The 17,838-nt window shown below is 35.3% G+C and carries 17 protein-coding genes; 13 read left to right on the top strand and 4 right to left on the bottom strand.

Annotation, left to right across the window (positions count from 1 at the left end):
- Positions 1-36 precede the first annotated feature (36 nt).
- From fabD to FTRAC_RS16235, 3 genes are all read right to left on the bottom strand, one after another.
- Complete coding sequence (gene fabD / locus FTRAC_RS16225) at positions 37-915, bottom strand: ACP S-malonyltransferase (protein WP_013455362.1); 879 nt, start codon at positions 913-915, stop codon at positions 37-39.
- A gap of 283 nt (positions 916-1,198) precedes the next feature.
- Complete coding sequence (locus FTRAC_RS16230; RefSeq protein ID WP_013455363.1) at positions 1,199-1,603, bottom strand: thiol-disulfide oxidoreductase DCC family protein; 405 nt, start codon at positions 1,601-1,603, stop codon at positions 1,199-1,201.
- Positions 1,604-4,393 (bottom strand): T9SS type B sorting domain-containing protein, encoded by a 2,790-nt coding sequence (locus FTRAC_RS16235; RefSeq protein WP_013455364.1) that lies wholly within the window; start codon positions 4,391-4,393, stop codon positions 1,604-1,606. It abuts the gene before it with no gap.
- A gap of 220 nt (positions 4,394-4,613) precedes the next feature.
- Between FTRAC_RS16235 and FTRAC_RS16240 the strand changes: the two genes are divergently transcribed.
- The 12 genes from FTRAC_RS16240 to FTRAC_RS16295 all read left to right on the top strand — a co-directional run bounded on the left by FTRAC_RS16240 (position 4,614) and on the right by FTRAC_RS16295 (position 16,615).
- Complete coding sequence (locus tag FTRAC_RS16240; protein ID WP_013455365.1) at positions 4,614-5,285, top strand: succinate dehydrogenase cytochrome b subunit; 672 nt, start codon at positions 4,614-4,616, stop codon at positions 5,283-5,285.
- Positions 5,286-5,301: 16 nt separating this feature from the next.
- Positions 5,302-7,236 (top strand): fumarate reductase/succinate dehydrogenase flavoprotein subunit, encoded by a 1,935-nt coding sequence (locus FTRAC_RS16245; RefSeq protein WP_013455366.1) that lies wholly within the window; start codon positions 5,302-5,304, stop codon positions 7,234-7,236.
- A gap of 27 nt (positions 7,237-7,263) precedes the next feature.
- Positions 7,264-8,013 (top strand): succinate dehydrogenase/fumarate reductase iron-sulfur subunit, encoded by a 750-nt coding sequence (locus FTRAC_RS16250; RefSeq protein WP_013455367.1) that lies wholly within the window; start codon positions 7,264-7,266, stop codon positions 8,011-8,013.
- Between the two features lie 152 nt (positions 8,014-8,165).
- Positions 8,166-9,764, top strand: a complete 1,599-nt coding sequence (locus FTRAC_RS16255; RefSeq protein ID WP_013455368.1) for a sodium:solute symporter family protein — start codon at positions 8,166-8,168, stop codon at positions 9,762-9,764.
- A 7-nt stretch (positions 9,765-9,771) separates the two neighbouring features.
- On the top strand, positions 9,772-10,209 hold the full coding sequence (locus tag FTRAC_RS16260) for a GNAT family N-acetyltransferase (RefSeq protein ID WP_013455369.1): 438 nt from the start codon (positions 9,772-9,774) through the stop codon (positions 10,207-10,209).
- A gap of 2 nt (positions 10,210-10,211) precedes the next feature.
- A complete protein-coding gene (locus FTRAC_RS16265) occupies positions 10,212-11,282 on the top strand; it encodes an alanine racemase (RefSeq protein ID WP_013455370.1) in 1,071 nt (356 codons plus the stop codon).
- 114 nt (positions 11,283-11,396) lie between these two features.
- On the top strand, positions 11,397-12,545 hold the full coding sequence (locus tag FTRAC_RS16270) for an amidohydrolase (protein ID WP_013455371.1): 1,149 nt from the start codon (positions 11,397-11,399) through the stop codon (positions 12,543-12,545).
- 98 nt (positions 12,546-12,643) lie between these two features.
- On the top strand, positions 12,644-13,831 hold the full coding sequence (gene alr, locus FTRAC_RS16275; RefSeq protein ID WP_013455372.1) for an alanine racemase: 1,188 nt from the start codon (positions 12,644-12,646) through the stop codon (positions 13,829-13,831).
- A 60-nt stretch (positions 13,832-13,891) separates the two neighbouring features.
- Complete coding sequence (locus FTRAC_RS16280) at positions 13,892-14,590, top strand: LolA family protein (RefSeq protein WP_013455373.1); 699 nt, start codon at positions 13,892-13,894, stop codon at positions 14,588-14,590.
- Complete coding sequence (yidD, locus tag FTRAC_RS19450) at positions 14,571-14,996, top strand: membrane protein insertion efficiency factor YidD (protein WP_013455374.1); 426 nt, start codon at positions 14,571-14,573, stop codon at positions 14,994-14,996. The genes FTRAC_RS16280 and yidD overlap by 20 nt, the downstream gene beginning before the upstream one ends.
- Positions 14,980-15,837, top strand: a complete 858-nt coding sequence (locus tag FTRAC_RS19455) for a hypothetical protein (protein WP_013455375.1) — start codon at positions 14,980-14,982, stop codon at positions 15,835-15,837. The genes yidD and FTRAC_RS19455 overlap by 17 nt, the downstream gene beginning before the upstream one ends.
- On the top strand, positions 15,773-16,615 hold the full coding sequence (locus tag FTRAC_RS16295) for a tetratricopeptide repeat protein (protein ID WP_041649931.1): 843 nt from the start codon (positions 15,773-15,775) through the stop codon (positions 16,613-16,615). Before FTRAC_RS19455 ends, FTRAC_RS16295 begins: the two co-directional genes overlap by 65 nt.
- A 35-nt stretch (positions 16,616-16,650) precedes the next feature.
- Here the strand turns inward: FTRAC_RS16295 and FTRAC_RS16300 are convergent, their stop codons facing one another.
- A complete protein-coding gene (locus FTRAC_RS16300; RefSeq protein WP_013455377.1) occupies positions 16,651-17,058 on the bottom strand; it encodes an NINE protein in 408 nt (135 codons plus the stop codon).
- A 315-nt stretch (positions 17,059-17,373) separates the two neighbouring features.
- Here FTRAC_RS16300 and FTRAC_RS16305 point away from each other — a divergent pair, with 315 nt between their 5' ends.
- Complete coding sequence (locus tag FTRAC_RS16305) at positions 17,374-17,814, top strand: hypothetical protein (RefSeq protein WP_013455378.1); 441 nt, start codon at positions 17,374-17,376, stop codon at positions 17,812-17,814.
- Positions 17,815-17,838 lie beyond the last annotated feature (24 nt).

The following is a 17,838-nucleotide window of genomic DNA, read 5'->3' on the forward strand; positions in this document are numbered from 1 at the left end:
ATAAACCATCATTCAACAATCGTTATTTTAACAAATTTACGATAATTGTGCTACTTCGGATTCTCTATTAATCTTTTTAACTAGCCCTTGTAACACCTTTCCAGGGCCACTTTCAATAAAGATAGAAGCTCCATCCTGAACCATTTGGTGAACAGATTGTGTCCATTTTACGGGTGCTGTTAATTGTGCTATCAAGTTTTCTTTGATAGCTTCAATGTCTATAGAGCCCTGAGCATTTACATTTTGATATACTGGGCATTTGGGCTTATTAAATTTAGTCTCTTTTATCGCTTGTGCTAGTTCTTCTCTAGCCGGTTCCATTAATGGAGAATGAAATGCTCCACCAACGGGCAGCGGAAGAGCTCTTTTAGCTCCAGCTTCTTTCATTTTTTCACATGCAATTTCAATACCTTTGTTGGATCCTGAGATTACCAATTGCCCTGGACAATTATAATTAGCAGGAACTACAACTTCTTCCTCAATTTCAGCACATATTTTCTCTACCACTTCATCATCCAAACCTAAAACTGCAGCCATAGTCGAAGGATTTATTTCGCAAGCTTTTTGCATAGCCAGAGCTCTTTTATAAACTAATTTTAGGCCATCTTCAAATGATAAAGTACCATTGGCCACTAAAGCTGAGAACTCTCCCAAAGAGTGTCCGGCAACCATTTCAGGTTTGAAATCAGGGTGGACTATAGCGTTAATAACAGAATGTAAAAAGACTGCTGGCTGTGTTACTCTGGTCTCCTTTAGTTCATCAGCAGTGCCTTCAAACATTATTTTAGTGATTTCGAAACCTAATATTTCATTAGCTTGATCAAACAGCTTTTTGGCTTCCCCATTATTTTCATATAATTCTTTTCCCATTCCTGGGTATTGGGCACCTTGTCCCGGAAATACATAAGCTTTCATGTGTATAGTTGTTTTTAAGTTAAACTATGAAATTCGCAACAAATCTTTTTTCTGCCAGACGCAACAAAGAAATCCTGGGTTATCCAGTTGGATTCTTAAGATTTATACTCATTTCATAAAAATTGTTTAATTATTTATCTTCAAAACGTAAATTTTGTGGCAAGTTATAAACTTTTCCAAAGTTTGAGCAAATAATTACCTCCTCAAAGTACATTGGAAACTGAATCGAACTATTTTTAGAGAGCTGAGCTCAAACTTAAACTCAACTTTTTTATTAAACGGATTAATCCATTTCCAAGAATCTATTCTTTATATCTTCAGTGGGCATTCTGCATTTATCTCTTTTACCAAACCATTTATAGCGGTTTTTGGCTATAAGTTCATAGATAAAATCTCTAATGAATTTTGGTATGACAATAAAGACATAAAATACTTTCCAGGCTCCATCCAGATTTCGAGCGATTCTTAATGCGGCACTGCTTTTGGAGTATAATTTACCAGATTCTAATAAAATGATGCTGTCGGTATTTTGAGAAATTGATTTAGGAATATGGCTGTCTGCTATTGACGATTGCAAGGGAGCAAATTTGAAATAACTTTTTTTGTCTCTGTCAATTATAAAGTTGATTGCACCATTGCATAAATTACATAATCCATCGAAAAATATAATAGGTTTTTGATCTTCCAATTACCTTATAATTTGAACATATCCTTTATACCTTTTTTGCTTATTTTCAGGCCTTAACATATCAAAGGTAACAACAGCTTCGTAGTAATAAATGGCATAAGGAAGTGGTTCTCCGTTGAAATTGGTGCCGTCCCAATTAATATAGAGCCCATTCTCGCCTCCGCTTTCGTAAGCATATACTTGTCTTCCGTATCTATTGAATACTTTGAAATCAATTTTTTCTAAGAATCTAGGGCATTTATCAAATGGGATTGACCCAGCTTCACTAGCCCTCTGATAGAAAGGAGTAAAGAAATCATTTCGGCCATCATCATTTGGTGTAAAAACATTTGGGAATGCTATGTTCGGACAATTCTCTTTGCAAAAAGTTTCTGAAAATTCACTTCGGTTTTCAGACTGATCAACAGCTCTAATGGCATAGCAGCCTGCAAATTCAGGTAAATTATCATGAATAAAGAAAGTGTCACGGGTGGTGCCAATTAATTCAAAGTCACTCTCTAATTCATTCTTAAAGAATACTTCATAATAATTGATTTCACTATCGCAGCTATCTGCTAAATTAGATTCCCAGTAAAGCTCATTTTGGAATTGATCGAACTCACAATTTTTATCCGCTAAAAATTCAAGGCATTTATCAGGGGAGTCTAATTGAAAACCCACATCAAATGGAGGACATGGATCAATTTGATCATCTGGGCGAGCACAAAGAATTTGAGAGTCGTTTAGTAAAGGCTCAAAAATATCTTCATTTCCATATCCTCCAGACGTAGTTACATAGTAACAATACTCCTCCAAGTTCGATAAGTTTTCATTGTTGAACTGACCACTATCTACATATTGAAATCCTTGTTGTCTTACATCAACTGAATCTATCAGTACTAATTGGTCCAGATTTTCATTTACTTTATTTCTATAAATGTAATGATAAGGGTAGTCTTGATTGGTATTTGACCAAGGAACTTCAGCTGACCAGTTTAATTCTATGGATTCGAATAAGCCTACAGAAGAAAGCCTTACCGTGGCTGCTTGGGCTGATATTTCGATTAGATTATCTTCTGAAACAGGATCATTTGCCAAGTATAATTCTAATTGATAATTATAAATATTTTCTAAGGTATTCACCCCTGAATCTGTAAAAGTAGTATCGTCTGATACCATGCCCACTTCTTCAAAATCACTACCAGAGCTTCTCAAAATTCTATACTTGTAAGGTGGCGGATATTGAAGTATATCGATTTCGAATGGTGGCAACCAACTTATAGTAATTTCTCCATTTTCAGCATCTGTTTCATCAATAGTAACATTTGTAATTACAGGTCCTGTAGCATTAATCTGCTGGCACACTTCCTCTGAAGCATAGCTGACACCGCCTTTAGGCAATTCAAAGACTGCTACCAATCGATAGCAAAATGTAGCACCAAAATCTAATCCGCGTCCTGCATTATTATCTAGAAATGTATTTTGTCCAACAGGAACAGCTCCTATTAATTCATAGCCTCCATTTTCTGGTATTCCAATTTCACAGTTCTCGGGCTCAAAATCATAATTATCTACCCTTCTATATACTTGAATGACTTCGGCATCACCACAGTCATATTCATCCCAGCTGATTTCAATTGATCGCTGAGGCTTACTTTCAGCAACAACGTTTTTAGGAGATGGGGGCACTATAGTGATACTCCATGTTTCAAATGCAGTCAACCTTAAGCCAGGACCATTGTCTGTTGCTTTAAATCGCACTAAGTATGGGTCTTCTCTAATGTGTGTACAATCAGTTTGCCAAGAAAAGGCAGCATTAGTAGGCGACTCTTCGTAAACTGCTGGATCAGGAGAAAGAATAGCTGGGGGGTCTAGCACAAATGGGCCTCCAAAGCCTTCAATTTTCACAGAAGATTCAGGGTTTGGATCTGTTGCCACTATTGTAGCTTCCAACAAAGTACCCGCCTCAATGCAAGTGTCCAATGGAACTTGAATTTCAGGTGGATCATTTTCAGTTTCATCAACTATAATTTGCATATCACGCGTCACGCTACCCAAAAACTCCCATTTACCAGAAATTTTTCTCCACTCTTCTGCAATAAATGCAATGTTAAATTCCCCCTTCATTCCTGGAGCATCCCAAATTAAATCGCCTAAAATTGCATCTAATGTTAATGTTGCAGGACCGGTTTGCTGACTGTTTTGTCCGCCAGCAGCCACCTCAGGAGACCTGAAATTGGGTACATCAACTCCTGCTCTACTTTGAGGGGTGACCATTTTGAAAGCAATACTATCGCCATTGATGTCAAATGCACCTGGATTATGGTAGAAAAGCACTCCTACAGCCCCTTTGTCAACAGGAGGGATTAGAAAGACTGGAGTACTATTACAGCCAAAAAAAGGATCTATTCGAATTATTGTTTCTACATAAAAAGAAACAGAACCAGAATTACTCATATTTATGATCCCCACATTTCTAAAATCCTCTACATATGAAACAGTATAGTCTCCATTAGATGAGTAAGTATGCTGAATCTTAAATTCTACTAATTCGATTTCATCATCTATGATTTCCTTTCGGTTAAAACCATCAGGGTTTAGCATAATAACTTCGCCATCTCCAAAGTCGAATTCTCCATTTCCAAATAGAATATCGGAACCAGTATCTCTGTAAGCGGTAAGGGTAAACTCATAAGTTAGACCACTGCAACCTAATCTTCTTGCGGTAATTTCCCCAGCTCTTATATGAGTTCCATATGATTCCGAAAAACCGAAGATAATTAATGATACGATGAGGAGTACTTTTTTCACAGGTTGCCTTTATTGAGAAACTTAAAACGTTAAATTATGAAAATATGTTCTTTTTTCATTAAAACAATCATGATTCATGAAAAGTTAAACGAAAATACTATAATTAACTATATTATTTAGAATTGTTTAAAATAGAAAACACAATTGTTTTCTAAATGTTCCAAATGTAACTTTGAGACGAACATTTTATTATTAACTTCTAAAAATTAAAATAAAATATATGAGTTGGCTTTCTGACACTTTAACGAGTACAATCGGTAGGAAATTGGTGATGTCACTTACCGGTTTGTTTTTAATCATTTTTTTGGTTGTCCATCTAGCAGGAAATTTTCAGCTATTGGCTGGTGATGGAGGAGTAGCATTTAATGAGTATGCAAAATTTATGACCTCCAACCCACTTATTAAGTTTACTTCTTATGGACTGTATGCTTTCATATTAATCCATATCGTTATGTCCATTGCCTTGGCACAAAAGAACAAAAAAGCAAGACCTGTTGGATATGATAAAGTAAAGGGATCTGCTAATAGTTCTTTTTCTTCAAGAAATATGGGCATTTTAGGATTTATTATCTTCGTTTTCTTGGTGATTCACATGAGGAGTTTTTGGTACGAAATGCATTGGGGTTCTATTCCAATGGATAGTGCTGGAAACAAAGACCTTTATAAAGTTGTTAGTGCTGCATTTAGTCAGTGGTGGTATGTTGCAATTTATGTAGTATGTATGGTGGGATTAGCATTTCACCTATCACATGGGTTCTCAAGTGCTTTTCAGACATTGGGAGTCAATCATAAAAAATATACACCATTCATTAAAAAATTGGGAATCGTATATGCAATCCTTATACCGGCTGCATTTGCTAGTATTCCATTAATCATGTTTTTCAATAGTTAAGGATAATTACTGTACTATGAATTTAGAATCAAAAATACCTGAAGGTCCATTAGCAGAGAAATGGACAAATCATAAATTTAATGTGAAGCTGGTGAATCCGGCGAACAAACGGAAATATGATGTAATTGTGGTAGGGACAGGTTTAGCTGGAGCTTCCGCATCTGCTTCATTAGCTGAGCTTGGATACAATGTAAAAGCATTTTGTTTTCAAGATAGCCCTAGAAGAGCTCACTCTATTGCTGCACAGGGTGGTATTAATGCTGCTAAAAACTATCAGAATGACGGTGACAGTGTTTTCCGTTTGTTTTATGACACTATTAAAGGTGGTGATTATCGCTCAAGAGAAGCTAACGTTTACAGATTAGCCCAAGTAAGTGTTAACATCATTGACCAATGTGTGGCACAAGGTGTTCCTTTTGCAAGAGAATATGGTGGTTTATTAGCCAATCGTTCTTTTGGTGGAGCGCAAGTTTCCAGAACATTTTATGCTCGTGGTCAAACTGGACAGCAATTACTATTAGGTGCTTACAGTGCCTTGAGCCGTCAAGTCTCGAATGGTAAAGTAGAGCTTTTTCCAAGAACTGAAATGCTAGATTTAGTAATGGTAGATGGAAAAGCCAGAGGTATAGTAACTCGTAACTTGGTAACTGGGAAGATTGAATCTCACAGTGCACATGCAGTCGTTTTAGCATCAGGTGGATATGGAAACGTATTCTATCTTTCTACCAACGCAATGGGTTCAAACGTTACGGCTGCTTGGAGAGCACATAAAAAAGGTGCTTTGATGGCGAATCCTTGCTATACTCAAATTCACCCAACTTGCATTCCTGTAAGTGGTGATCACCAATCTAAACTGACATTGATGTCAGAATCATTAAGAAATGATGGTCGAGTATGGGTGCCTAAAACAAAAGAATTAGCGGAGAAAATCAGGAATAAAGAAATTCATCCGAATGACTTAAGCGAGGATGAGAGAGATTATTATTTAGAAACTAAATATCCAGCATTTGGTAACCTAGTTCCTCGTGATGTGGCTTCAAGAAACGCTAAATATGTTTGTGACGAAGGTAGAGGAGTAAACTCATCTGGGAAAGCAGTATATCTTGATTTTAGAGATGCTATCAATAGAGATGGAGAAGATACAATTGCTGGGAAATATGGCAATTTGTTTGATATGTATAGACAAATAACCGGTAGTAATCCATATAAGGAGCCTATGATGATTTATCCTGCTGTCCACTACACTATGGGTGGTCTTTGGGTTGATTATAATTTAAAAACTAATGTTGACGGATTGTATGCTACTGGAGAATCAAACTTTTCAGATCACGGAGCAAACAGATTGGGAGCAAGTGCATTGATGCAAGGTTTGGCTGATGGATACTTTGTACTTCCATATACAATAGGAAACTATTTAGCCGGAGAGAAATACGAAAAAATCGGGACTGATCACGAAGCTTTCAAAGAAGCAGAGAAAGCAGTGAAGGATAGTATCGATAAACTCCTTTCTATTAAAGGAAGCAAATCTGTTGACCAATACCACAAGGAGTTAGGAAAAATCATGTGGGATTATTGCGGCATGTCCAGAACTGCTGAAGGTTTGAAAAAAGCCAAAGAAATGGTGAAAGAACTAAGAGCTGATTTCTGGAAGAATGTAAAAGTTCTTGGTAGTAATGAAGAATTCAATAGTTCTTTGGAAAAAGCTTCAAGAGTTGCTGATTTCTTAGAGCAAGGTGAATTGATGATAGATGATGCTTTACATAGAGAAGAATCTTGTGGAGGTCACTTCCGAGAGGAGCACCAAACACCAGAAGGTGAAGCAAAAAGAAATGATGAAGATTTTGCTTATGTAGCCGCTTGGGAATATACTGGTCCTGAACAACCAGAAAAGCTTCATAAAGAGCAATTGATATTTGAAAATGTGAAACTGACGCAAAGAAGCTATAAATAAGCTTTAGTCACCAAAAATATTTTAATTATGAAATTCAATTTGAAAATCTGGAGACAGAAAAATAATCAAGATAAAGGAGCATTTAAAACATACGAATTGGATGGTGTGTCATCAGATATGTCATTCTTGGAAATGATTGATGTTTTGAACGAACAATTAATTGATAAGGATGAAGATCCTGTACATTTCGATCATGATTGCCGTGAAGGAATCTGTGGAATGTGTAGTATGTATATTAATGGCGAGCCGCATGGTCCTTTAAGAGGTGTAACGACTTGTCAATTACATATGAGAAGCTTCCAAGATGGAGAAACTATTACTATTGAGCCATGGAGAGCGAAGGCTTTTCCTATAGTGAAAGATTTAGCAGTTGATAGAAGTGCATTTGATAGAGTGATTCAAGCGGGTGGATATGTTAGTGTAAACACAGGCGGAACGCCAGATGCAAACGAAATTCCTATTCCTAAATCAGTTGCAGATGAAGCATTTGATGCAGCTACCTGTATTGGTTGCGGAGCTTGTGTTGCAGCATGTAAAAATGCCTCGGCTATGCTTTTTGTAAGTGCCAAAGTTTCGCAATTATCAATGTTGCCTCAGGGAAAGGTAGAGAGCGCTGAAAGAGCACAAAAAATGGTGGCGCAGATGGACGAAGAAGGATTTGGAGCTTGTACTAACACAGGTGCTTGTTCAGCTGAATGTCCAAAAGGGATTGATTTATCCAATATAGCAAGAATGAATAGAGAATATCTAGGAGCTAAAATTGGTTCCCAAGACTAACTCAAGAATTAATACATATAGTAAAAAGGGCTTCGGCCCTTTTTTTGTTTGGTATCTTTATGTTTTCCATAACTCAAGCGGACTTCAAATTTCAACAAGTGTTATTTTTTTTGTAGTTTAAGATTTATTCATTTATATCTCATTTTCCATACATGCACATAATAGATATTTCAATTTTTGTTGCTTACATGCTTGGTGTTCTAGGAGTTGGCTATTACTTCTTGAGATCCAATAAAGGGATGGATGATTACTATGTAGGAGGGAGGAAAATGACCAGTTGGCACATTGGATTAAGTGTTGTAGCCACGGATGTAGGAGGAGGTTTTTCAATTGGCTTAGGTGGGCTGGGGTTTACCATCGGGATTTCAGGCTCATGGATGCTTTTTACTGGGCTTCTTGGTGCATGGCTTGCCGCTGTTTTTCTTATTCCGGTGGTTAGAGGAAATAAAGCATTCGATAAGTTTCATACCATGCCACAGCTTTTTGCTTATTTTTTCGATAAGAAAACAGCATTGTTAGCTGCTTTGATTTCAGCAATAGGATATTTAGGTTTTACAAGTTCACAAATATTGGCAGGAGCCAAATTGGCCTCAGGAACCTTCCCTGATCTGGGTTTAAATCAGGCATTGATTATAATGGGGGTGATTGCAGTAGTTTATACTGTAATGGGCGGAATAAAAGCAGTTATATACACAGATACCATCCAGTGGATAATTTTACTGAGTGGTCTTATATTTATAGGTATTCCATTGTCATATAATGCTGTAGGTGGCTGGTCAGCGATAAAAGCAACCTTAGACCCGGAAATGCTTTCTATGACTAACATCAGCTGGCAGGATGTGGTTTATTGGGTAGTAACCATAATTCCAATTTGGTTTGTTGGCATGACGCTATATCAGAGAATATATGCCAGCAAAGATGTAAAAACAGCTAAAAAGGCCTGGTATATTGCCGGGATCTTCGAGTGGCCAATTATGGCTTTCATGGGAGTAGCCCTTGGGTTGATAGCTAGAGTTGCTGCTGATCAAGGTATGTTTGCTGGCTTTGGTCCTGAAAATATTGCACAAGCTGATCCAGAAAAGGGTTTACCTATGATGCTAGCTACTGTTCTGCCAGTGGGTTTACTCGGTTTAATGATGTCAGCTTATTTTTCTGCAATACTTTCTACCGCTGATAGTTGCCTGATGGCTTCATCAGGAAATTTTGTGTCAGACTTCATAAAAAAGTTTACGAATCGATTTGATTCTGATAAGAAAGAACTTAGGCTTTCCCAAGTTGTTACATTGATAGTGGGTACTTTAGCACTTTTATTAGCAAGTGCAATGGAAAATGTTTTAAGTTTAATGCTGTACAGTTATGCTTTTATGGTTTCTGGTTTATTTGTTCCTATACTAGGCGGGCTTTTTTGGAATAAAACTAATGGGAATGCAGCATTTTCGGCTATGATCGCAGGAGGATTGACCACTGCATTGCTGCAAGCCAATAAAATTACCTTTGGTACTGCAACAAAAATGTCTGAATTACGAACATTTATGAATGAAGCAAAGTCGAAAGTTGAATTTACAGGAGTGAATATAGATAATATGACACCTGGTCAAGTGGTTGAATCAATCAATAAAATGCAGATAATTGATCTCCCATTTACTGAATATTTATTTAAATTACCTTTAGGATTAGACCCTAACGTATTTGGTATCTGTTTTTCAGCAATAATTTTTGTAACTTACTCTCTAATATATCCTAAAAAATAATTAATACATGGAATATCAAACACTTACTTCAATAGACTCAGCAACAACTTTACAGAAAAATGAGATTGCAGATTTTCTTTATACGCATCTTGATGAATTTGGTGATGCCAAGGACGACATCATGAAATGTTTGGACTATGCACTTAGTTCATTTGGTCATCAAGGAGGATTTGTAGTTTTAGCTCGAGAAAAAGGAAGTATAAAAGGAGCAGTAGTTGTAAATCAAACAGGTATGTCTGGTTATATTCCAGAAAACATATTGGTTTATATAGCTGTTCATAGTGACCAGAGGGGGAAGGGTGTAGGAAAGGAATTGATGAAAAAAGCTATCAATACAGCTAAAGGTGACATAGCACTTCATGTGGAACCAGAAAATCCTGCTAAATTCTTATACGAGAAATTAGGCTTCACCAATAAATATTTGGAGATGAGGTTAAAAAACTAAACATGGCATTTTTAAAATTATATAAAGATAAGCTTAAACATAATTTTGATTTTTTACATAAACTTTTTACTGAAAATAATTTAGATTGGGGGGCAGTTACCAAGCTGTTCTGTGGTAATGAACTTTATTTAAAAGAAGTTATTAATTTGGGATTTAGAGAAATCCATGATTCAAGAATTAAAAACCTTCAGAAGGTTAAAGAGATAGACCCAACAGTAAAAACCTGTTATATAAAACCACCTGCTAAAAGGAGTATTCCAGATATCGTGCGCTATGCTGATATGAGCATGAATACTGAATATTATACTTTAAAGCTTCTCTCGGATGAGGCGGTTAGGCAAAATAAAACCCATAAAGTTATCATTATGGTAGAAACAGGGGATTTGAGAGAAGGAGTAATGGGAGATCATTTAATTGATTTTTATGCCAAAGTATTTGAGCTGCCGAATATTCAAATCGAAGGCATCGGAACTAATTTGAACTGCTTGCATGGGGTGATGCCCTCTCAAGATAAGCTGATTCAGTTGAGCTTATATAAACAAATTATTGAATTAAAGTTCAATAGGAAACTTCCTTTAGTTTCTGGTGGAACATCCGTTACCATTCCACTGATCATGAACAAGCAAATTCCAGCTGGCGTTAATCACTTCAGAATAGGGGAAACACTTTATTTTGGTGCTAATCTTTTTGAGGAAACCACTATTGAAGGAATGCATGATGATTGTTTAGAGCTTTTTACAGAAATCATTGAAATTACCGAGAAACCTAAGGTTCCAATGGGAGAAATGGCTGCCAATCCACAGGGTGAAACTACCGAGATTGATGAATCATTATATGGTGAAACCAGTTACAGGGCTATTTTAGATATTGGAGTACTTGACATCGATCCCAAATATCTTATTCTAGAGGGTTATAATTTTGAAATTGTAGGTTCAAGTTCTGATATGATTGTGATCGATCTCGGAGATAATCCAGAAAAGCGAAAAGTAGGGGATTTAATCAATTTCAAAGTTAAATATATGGGTGCTTTAGGGATTTTGAACTCCAATTATATTGAAAAAACTGTTGAATAAATTTAAACGATTCTAAAATTGATTACAGCTAGTGTTGTAGGTTGTTACTGATTTAATCAAATGCCACACTTGCTGGTGTAATTGCCAAATAGGCTCTATTTAAATTATTTTTTTATGGATTTAAAGCTTGATATAGAGGAGCTTATAGAGTTAAGACATCGATTACATGCAAATGCAGAAGTTTCAAACCAAGAAGAAAAAACTGCGAAGATAATAGTAGAGTTTCTTGAGCAATTTGAACCTCATCAAATTTGGGTCAATGTTGGAGGACATGGTGTCATAGCTCAATTTAAAGGAACAAAGGAAGGAGAAAATATTGGATTTCGTGCTGATCTGGATGCGCTTCATATAGCTGAAACTATAGATTTGGAATATGCTTCTAAAACACCCCATACTGCTCACAAATGCGGTCATGACGGGCATATGACCATGGTGTCGGGTATTGCGGCCTACCTTCAACAAAATCCACTAGACAAGGGTAATGTTTACTTAGTTTTCCAACCTGCAGAAGAAACGGGGGAAGGTGCTGAAAGAATAAATAGGAGCTTAAAAGAATTAGATATAAAGCTTGATTATTTGTTTGGGCTTCACAATTTGCCTGATTTCCCCAAAGGGAAAATATTAACAAAAAAAGGAACATTTGCTGCGGCTTCAAGAGGTATGGTAATAAAGCTTTTTGGAAAAACAAGTCACGCTGCAGAACCCGAATATGGGATAAGTCCAGTGATTGCAATGGCTAAAATTACCACGGAGATGTCCCGCATCCACCGAACGTTAGATTTCTCAGATTTAACGTTGGCAACAGTGATTCACAGTGAACTAGGAGAAATTGCATTTGGTACTAGCCCTGGTTATGGAGAGGTCAGAATTACTCTTCGAGCAATGAAAGATGAAGATATGTCTATCCTCATCGATGAAGCGGAAAATCTTGTTCATAAGTACTGTGAAGATGACGGCTTAGGCTGTGAAATATCTTATACTGAAGTATTTCCATCTACAATAAATTCTGATGAAGCATATGGCATTATGCAAGAAGCAGCAGCCCTGATGGATCTTGAATTTAAACAATTGGAAACACCTTTCAAGTGGAGTGAGGATTTCGGTCAGTATAAACTGCAATATAAAACTGGGTTTTTTGGGATTGGTTCAGGAATGGATTGCCCTCACTTGCATGATGAGTTTTATGATTTTCCAGACGAAATAATAGGAGATGGAGTTAAAATGTATATCGGTCTACTCAGATACTTTGGATTAGTAGCTTAATATTTTATACTTTTTAATATTATTGTTGTGATTTGATTATCACTTTTATATACCCTTTTTTTGTAATCAATTTTCTTTCTTCAATTTAACTGGAAAATATGAATCAAAGCATATTTAGTACATCTACTATCACACTGAGTAAGAGTGCAGTAAGGCAAAATGTTCGTTTTGTCAGGAAAAGATTAGCAGAAAATGTTTTGCTTTCAGCAGTTTTAAAAGGAAATGCTTATGGACACGGAATAAAAGGAATGGTGCCACTTTTTGAATCTGCCAACGTGAAGCATCTATCCGTATTCTCAACCCATGAAGCAGAGCAAGTTTGTCAAGTTAAGAAAAAGACTACTGAAGTCATGATAATGGGGTGGATGGAAGATGAAGAAACTGAATGGGCTATTGAAAACGAGGTAGAGTTTTATGTTTTTGAAATGGGGAGGTTGAAGGCAGCCCTTCATTATGCTAAAACATTAAATAAAATAGCAAAGATTCATGTTGAGGTAGAAACCGGAATGAATAGAACCGGGTTCGAAGAGGAACATCTGGAAGAATTAATGCAGATGATGAAGGAAAATCATGAGTATATTTCTTTTGTAGGCTTGTGCACGCACTACGCAGGAGCAGAAAGTATCACAAATTATCTAAGGGTGGTAGATCAAATAAAGAAGTATAAAAAAATATATGATTTGTTTGTGGAGAACGATTTAGTGCCCAAAAGAAGGCATACTGCATGTTCTGCAGCAGCCATGTCCTATCCAGAAACTCAGATGGATATGGTCAGAATTGGTATTTTGTTATACGGCTTTTGGCCAAGTCAGGAGACTTTTATAGCCTATCAAAGAAGTAATGGTCATGGGCAAGATGGTCTGGATAGAAAAGTACGGCACCCACTGAAAAGGGTAATAAGCTGGAGAAGTAAAATTATGTCCGTAAAAGAAGTGCCTGTGGGAGAATTTATAGGATATGGGACAAGTTATCAAGCTACCAAGAAAATGAAGATAGCAACCGTTCCTGTTGGCTATGCTTATGGATTTGCAAGATCATTAAGTAATCAAGGAAGGGTAATTGTAAATGGAAAAAGAGTAGCTGTAATAAGTACTGTTAATATGAATTTAATGATCATAAATGTGACTGAATGCAAGAATGTCGGGAAAGGAGATGAGGTCATAATGATAGGGAGTAACGGGAAGGTTAATGTAACAGTGGCAAGTTTTGGCGAACTCAGTAATCAGTTGAATTATGAATTACTGAGTAGATTGCCTATGGATATTCCGAGGAGGGTGGTGATATGACAACAAATTTTTGAGTTTACATCAAAAGTATTCTTAAATTTAAGTTTTAATAAAGTGCAGATGAAAAAACAATTACTAGTCGCAGTCTTTTTGGTTCTATATATACCTGTTTATGCACAAATGTTCAATAATGTATCAGTAAATGCTGAATTAAGGAAAGTAAATAATAGCAGGATACAAAATTTACGTTTGACAAGTTATTTTGATGCTTCAGGTAAAATGGTGGCTATCTACGAACGCCCGGAAAATTTAGTTATTATTAATGATGAAAAAGGCAGAGTAACAATTTATGATTCAAAAAATAATACTGTTGTACAAGCCAATAATCCGTACTACAGTAGTAGAGCAAATGAATTATATTATTTTATAAACAATAAGAAAAATGATTTAGGATTATCTGAAATTGGGTTTCAATTGCAAGATAGCAAAGTAGAGGACGGATTAATTATTACAGAATGGGTACCTCCAATGGATGGGATGAAATATTTCTCATTTATCAAAATAGTTCATGAAAACGATAACCCTATCTACTTAGAGTATAGAGATCAAGATAATGAGATCATAAAAAAAGTGTACTACTATAATTATGAATATTTTAACCAGCTTGAGATTCCTACCGCTGTAACTACTATAGATTATTTGAGTGAAAATGACAGCACGGTATCCAAAACTATCTATAGTGATTTTCAATTTAATACGGATGAAAATAAAGAAAACCTGAAATATAAAGTGCCGTCTGATGCTGAAGTTATTAAGTAAAGTTGCCTTAACATTTTTATTAATGCTGATTTCTTTTGGTGGATTAAGTCAATCTGATCAAGATTTATTATTGTCTAAAGGAAAACTTCAGAAAATCAGTTTTAAGGTAGAAAAGGACGAAAAAAGATTGATCCAAAAGTTGAATCCATTATATTGGATGTATACAGGTCTGGTTCATTTCTACCAGCGGAATATAAGTGTCCAAATCGCAGCTAACTGTATTTTTGAAGAAACTTGCTCTCACTACAGTAAAAAGCTTGTAAACGAGAAAGGAATTTTTGGTGGTATAGTTTTATCATTAGATCGCCTGTCGAGATGTAATAAAGTAACTTTAGCAGAGACCAGTCCATTAAGATTTACAAAAAGTGGTAAAGTAATAGAAGATATCGATGAATATAGTTTCTAGGGTTTTATTCACTTTTTCGCTTGTCATATTATTATCTCAGGCTCGTTGTCAAAAAAGTGAAAATGATTTTATAGAATACTTGTATGAGTCTGAAAATTATGATCATCTTCGTATTTATCAAAAACACCTCGAAAAGATAGATTCTATAAAATTCGATTTAGATTTATTGAATTTTCTTAATGGTAAATCATTCTATCATCAACAAATTCATGATAGTTCAAATTTTTACTTAAATCGTATAAAGAATGGTGAAAAATTTGATCAGATCTGGTTTTTGATTGGTGTTAATTCTATTTATATGAATGAATATGATCAGGCAAAAAGTGTATTAATATCAAAATCTTTCAATTCTAATGAGCTGCAAAACCTGAAATATTTTCAACTTTCCGGAATTGCCTTGCTCGAAAGAGATTACGCCTCTTATCATCGATACAAAGATCAAATTTTTCAGGATTACTATTTCTTTGAAAATGAGATGGAGTCCTTTCGGCAAATTGAAAAGGATTTACAATCGTACAATAGAAAATCTCCCTTTCTTGCAGGTCTGTATTCTGCTCTTTTGCCAGGCTCAGGTAAATTTTATGCAGGTAAAAGAGGGCAGGGTATTTATTCTTTTGTAATCAGTTCATTGTTAGCATTTCAAGCTATAGAAAGTTATCAAAAAGCCGGACCAGGAAGTGCAAGATTTATTATTTATGGTGGTTTGTTTTCACTTTTTCATATAGGTAATGTTTGGAGTAGTGCTCTTTCGGTGAAAAAATATAATGATGAGTTTTATGAAGCAGTTGATTATCGTATTAAGCTGGATATGCATATTCCAATCAGGAGCTTTTTCAATTAATGCACAAAGTATTCTTATTGCCGATAGTCTTTATAGCGTAAAGAATTATGATTTAGCGGCAGTTTACTATGAAAAGGCAATTTATCAGGTAGATAATTCCCAAGATTACAATGATTATCTTTGGAGGCTGGCTAACCTTTATCGAGAAAGTCAAGATTTTAATAAGAGCATAAAGACACTTGAAAGGATTAGAAGAGCCATGCTAAACGATTCGGTAAAATCAGAATTATTTTATCAGATTTCGTTTGCATATTTTATGATGGATCAATATTCGAAATCCTATTTTAATTTACTTCAATATAAAAGCCTTGATTTTAAAAGATCCCGTGAAGATGTTCTTTTGTTAGAAACTTTGCTATATGCGAAAATGGGAAAATGGGAAAAGTGCGAAGAGGCTTATTATGCATATACCAAAGATACTACTAAATCTTCAAGTGATTTTTTTGGAGATATGAAAGCCGTGAAACGTAAATCTCCAGAAAAAGCTGAAAACCTTTCATATTTACTTCCAGGAGCAGGACAGATTTATGCAGGTAAGCCAATTAGAGGATTAACATCTTTTACCATTCAGACAGGTTTGTTAGCATTTGCAGCTTATAATTTCTTAAATGGTTACTATTTTTCAGGAACTTTTACAGGAGTTAGTTTATTCTACGTGTTTTACATGGGAGGGGCAAGACATGCTGGTTATTTGGCAGAAAACTATAATGAAGCGCAAAATGAAAAGGCATATAATCTATTACTGAATAGAATCGAAGAAAATAAGAAAGGGCATTGAAAATGCCCTTTCTTATTTGAATTTCGTGAATGTAATTACCACATAATAAAGTTGTCATTTCCAACATATGCGCTGATGTCATCGTAATTAATTGCTAAAACAATTAAATCCCCTAAAGGAAGAACACCAAAAATACCACCACAAGTAATGAAATACAATAGAATTAAAGTTGGCTTACCACCAAGATATACTCTGTGCACAGCCAATCCACCAACAAAAATATCTAATAATATAGCTACTAATGGGTCTTTTTCATTCAAACTAGCACTTTGATTAAATAGTTCTGCAGATGTATTAACATCTAAACTGAAATCGGTATTAACTTCAACACCTTTTGAAAGTACCTCTTCTACTGCTGAATCATCAACATAGTATGATGAGGCTGTTGCATTTGATAACCCGATGATCAAAAATAGACTAAATACTGCTAATAGTTTTTTCATAGTTTTTTTAATTTTAAAATTTTGTAGTTACTCCAAAAGTACATTTTTTATACTAATTTGTAAATCATTTTATATATAAATTTACTTGAGATTTTCTTATTTATTTTTCTGATCTTTTTATGATAGAAGTTTAAGCGCAAAATACTTGGTTAATAGCAACTACAGCTCATTCCAAAGATGAAATATTAAGTTACAAAATATTGTTATTTATAAATTTCAATCACCTATATGAATTATTGAATATAATTTTGCAAATATGTAACATTAATCGTTACTTAGGGACTAAATAACAGTTGAACCTTTAAACCAAATAACATGAAAAAAATACTACTAGCTGTTGTAGCTTGTTTTCTATTAGCTTCTTCAAGCTATGCAACAAACACGGATTTATTTGAATTGAATGAAGAGAAAATCAATGCGGAATTCGTAGAATTGAATGAATTAGAAGCCTATGTTTCTATGCATGAGAATGTTACTATTCATAATATTTATCAGGAGAATGCAGGATTAATTGCAGGCATGAATTTGGCTTATGGTCCTGAAGGAATGATGGGACAAAGTGGTTTCTCAATGGATACTTTCGAATGGGGGTCCTTTGCATGGGGCTTTTGCTGTTTCCCAATTGGTGCCACAATCGGTATTTTTACTGTTCTTCTTAATGATAATAAGGGAAGCGATCATAAAACTTCTTACTTGATTGGAGCAGGAGTAGGTTTTCTACTTAGCGGTGGTTTTGGCTATTATCGTTTTCTATAGTATTATTTGAACAATATATGAAAT

This window comes from Marivirga tractuosa DSM 4126 (assembly GCF_000183425.1).
GTDB lineage: Bacteria > Bacteroidota > Bacteroidia > Cytophagales > Cyclobacteriaceae > Marivirga > Marivirga tractuosa.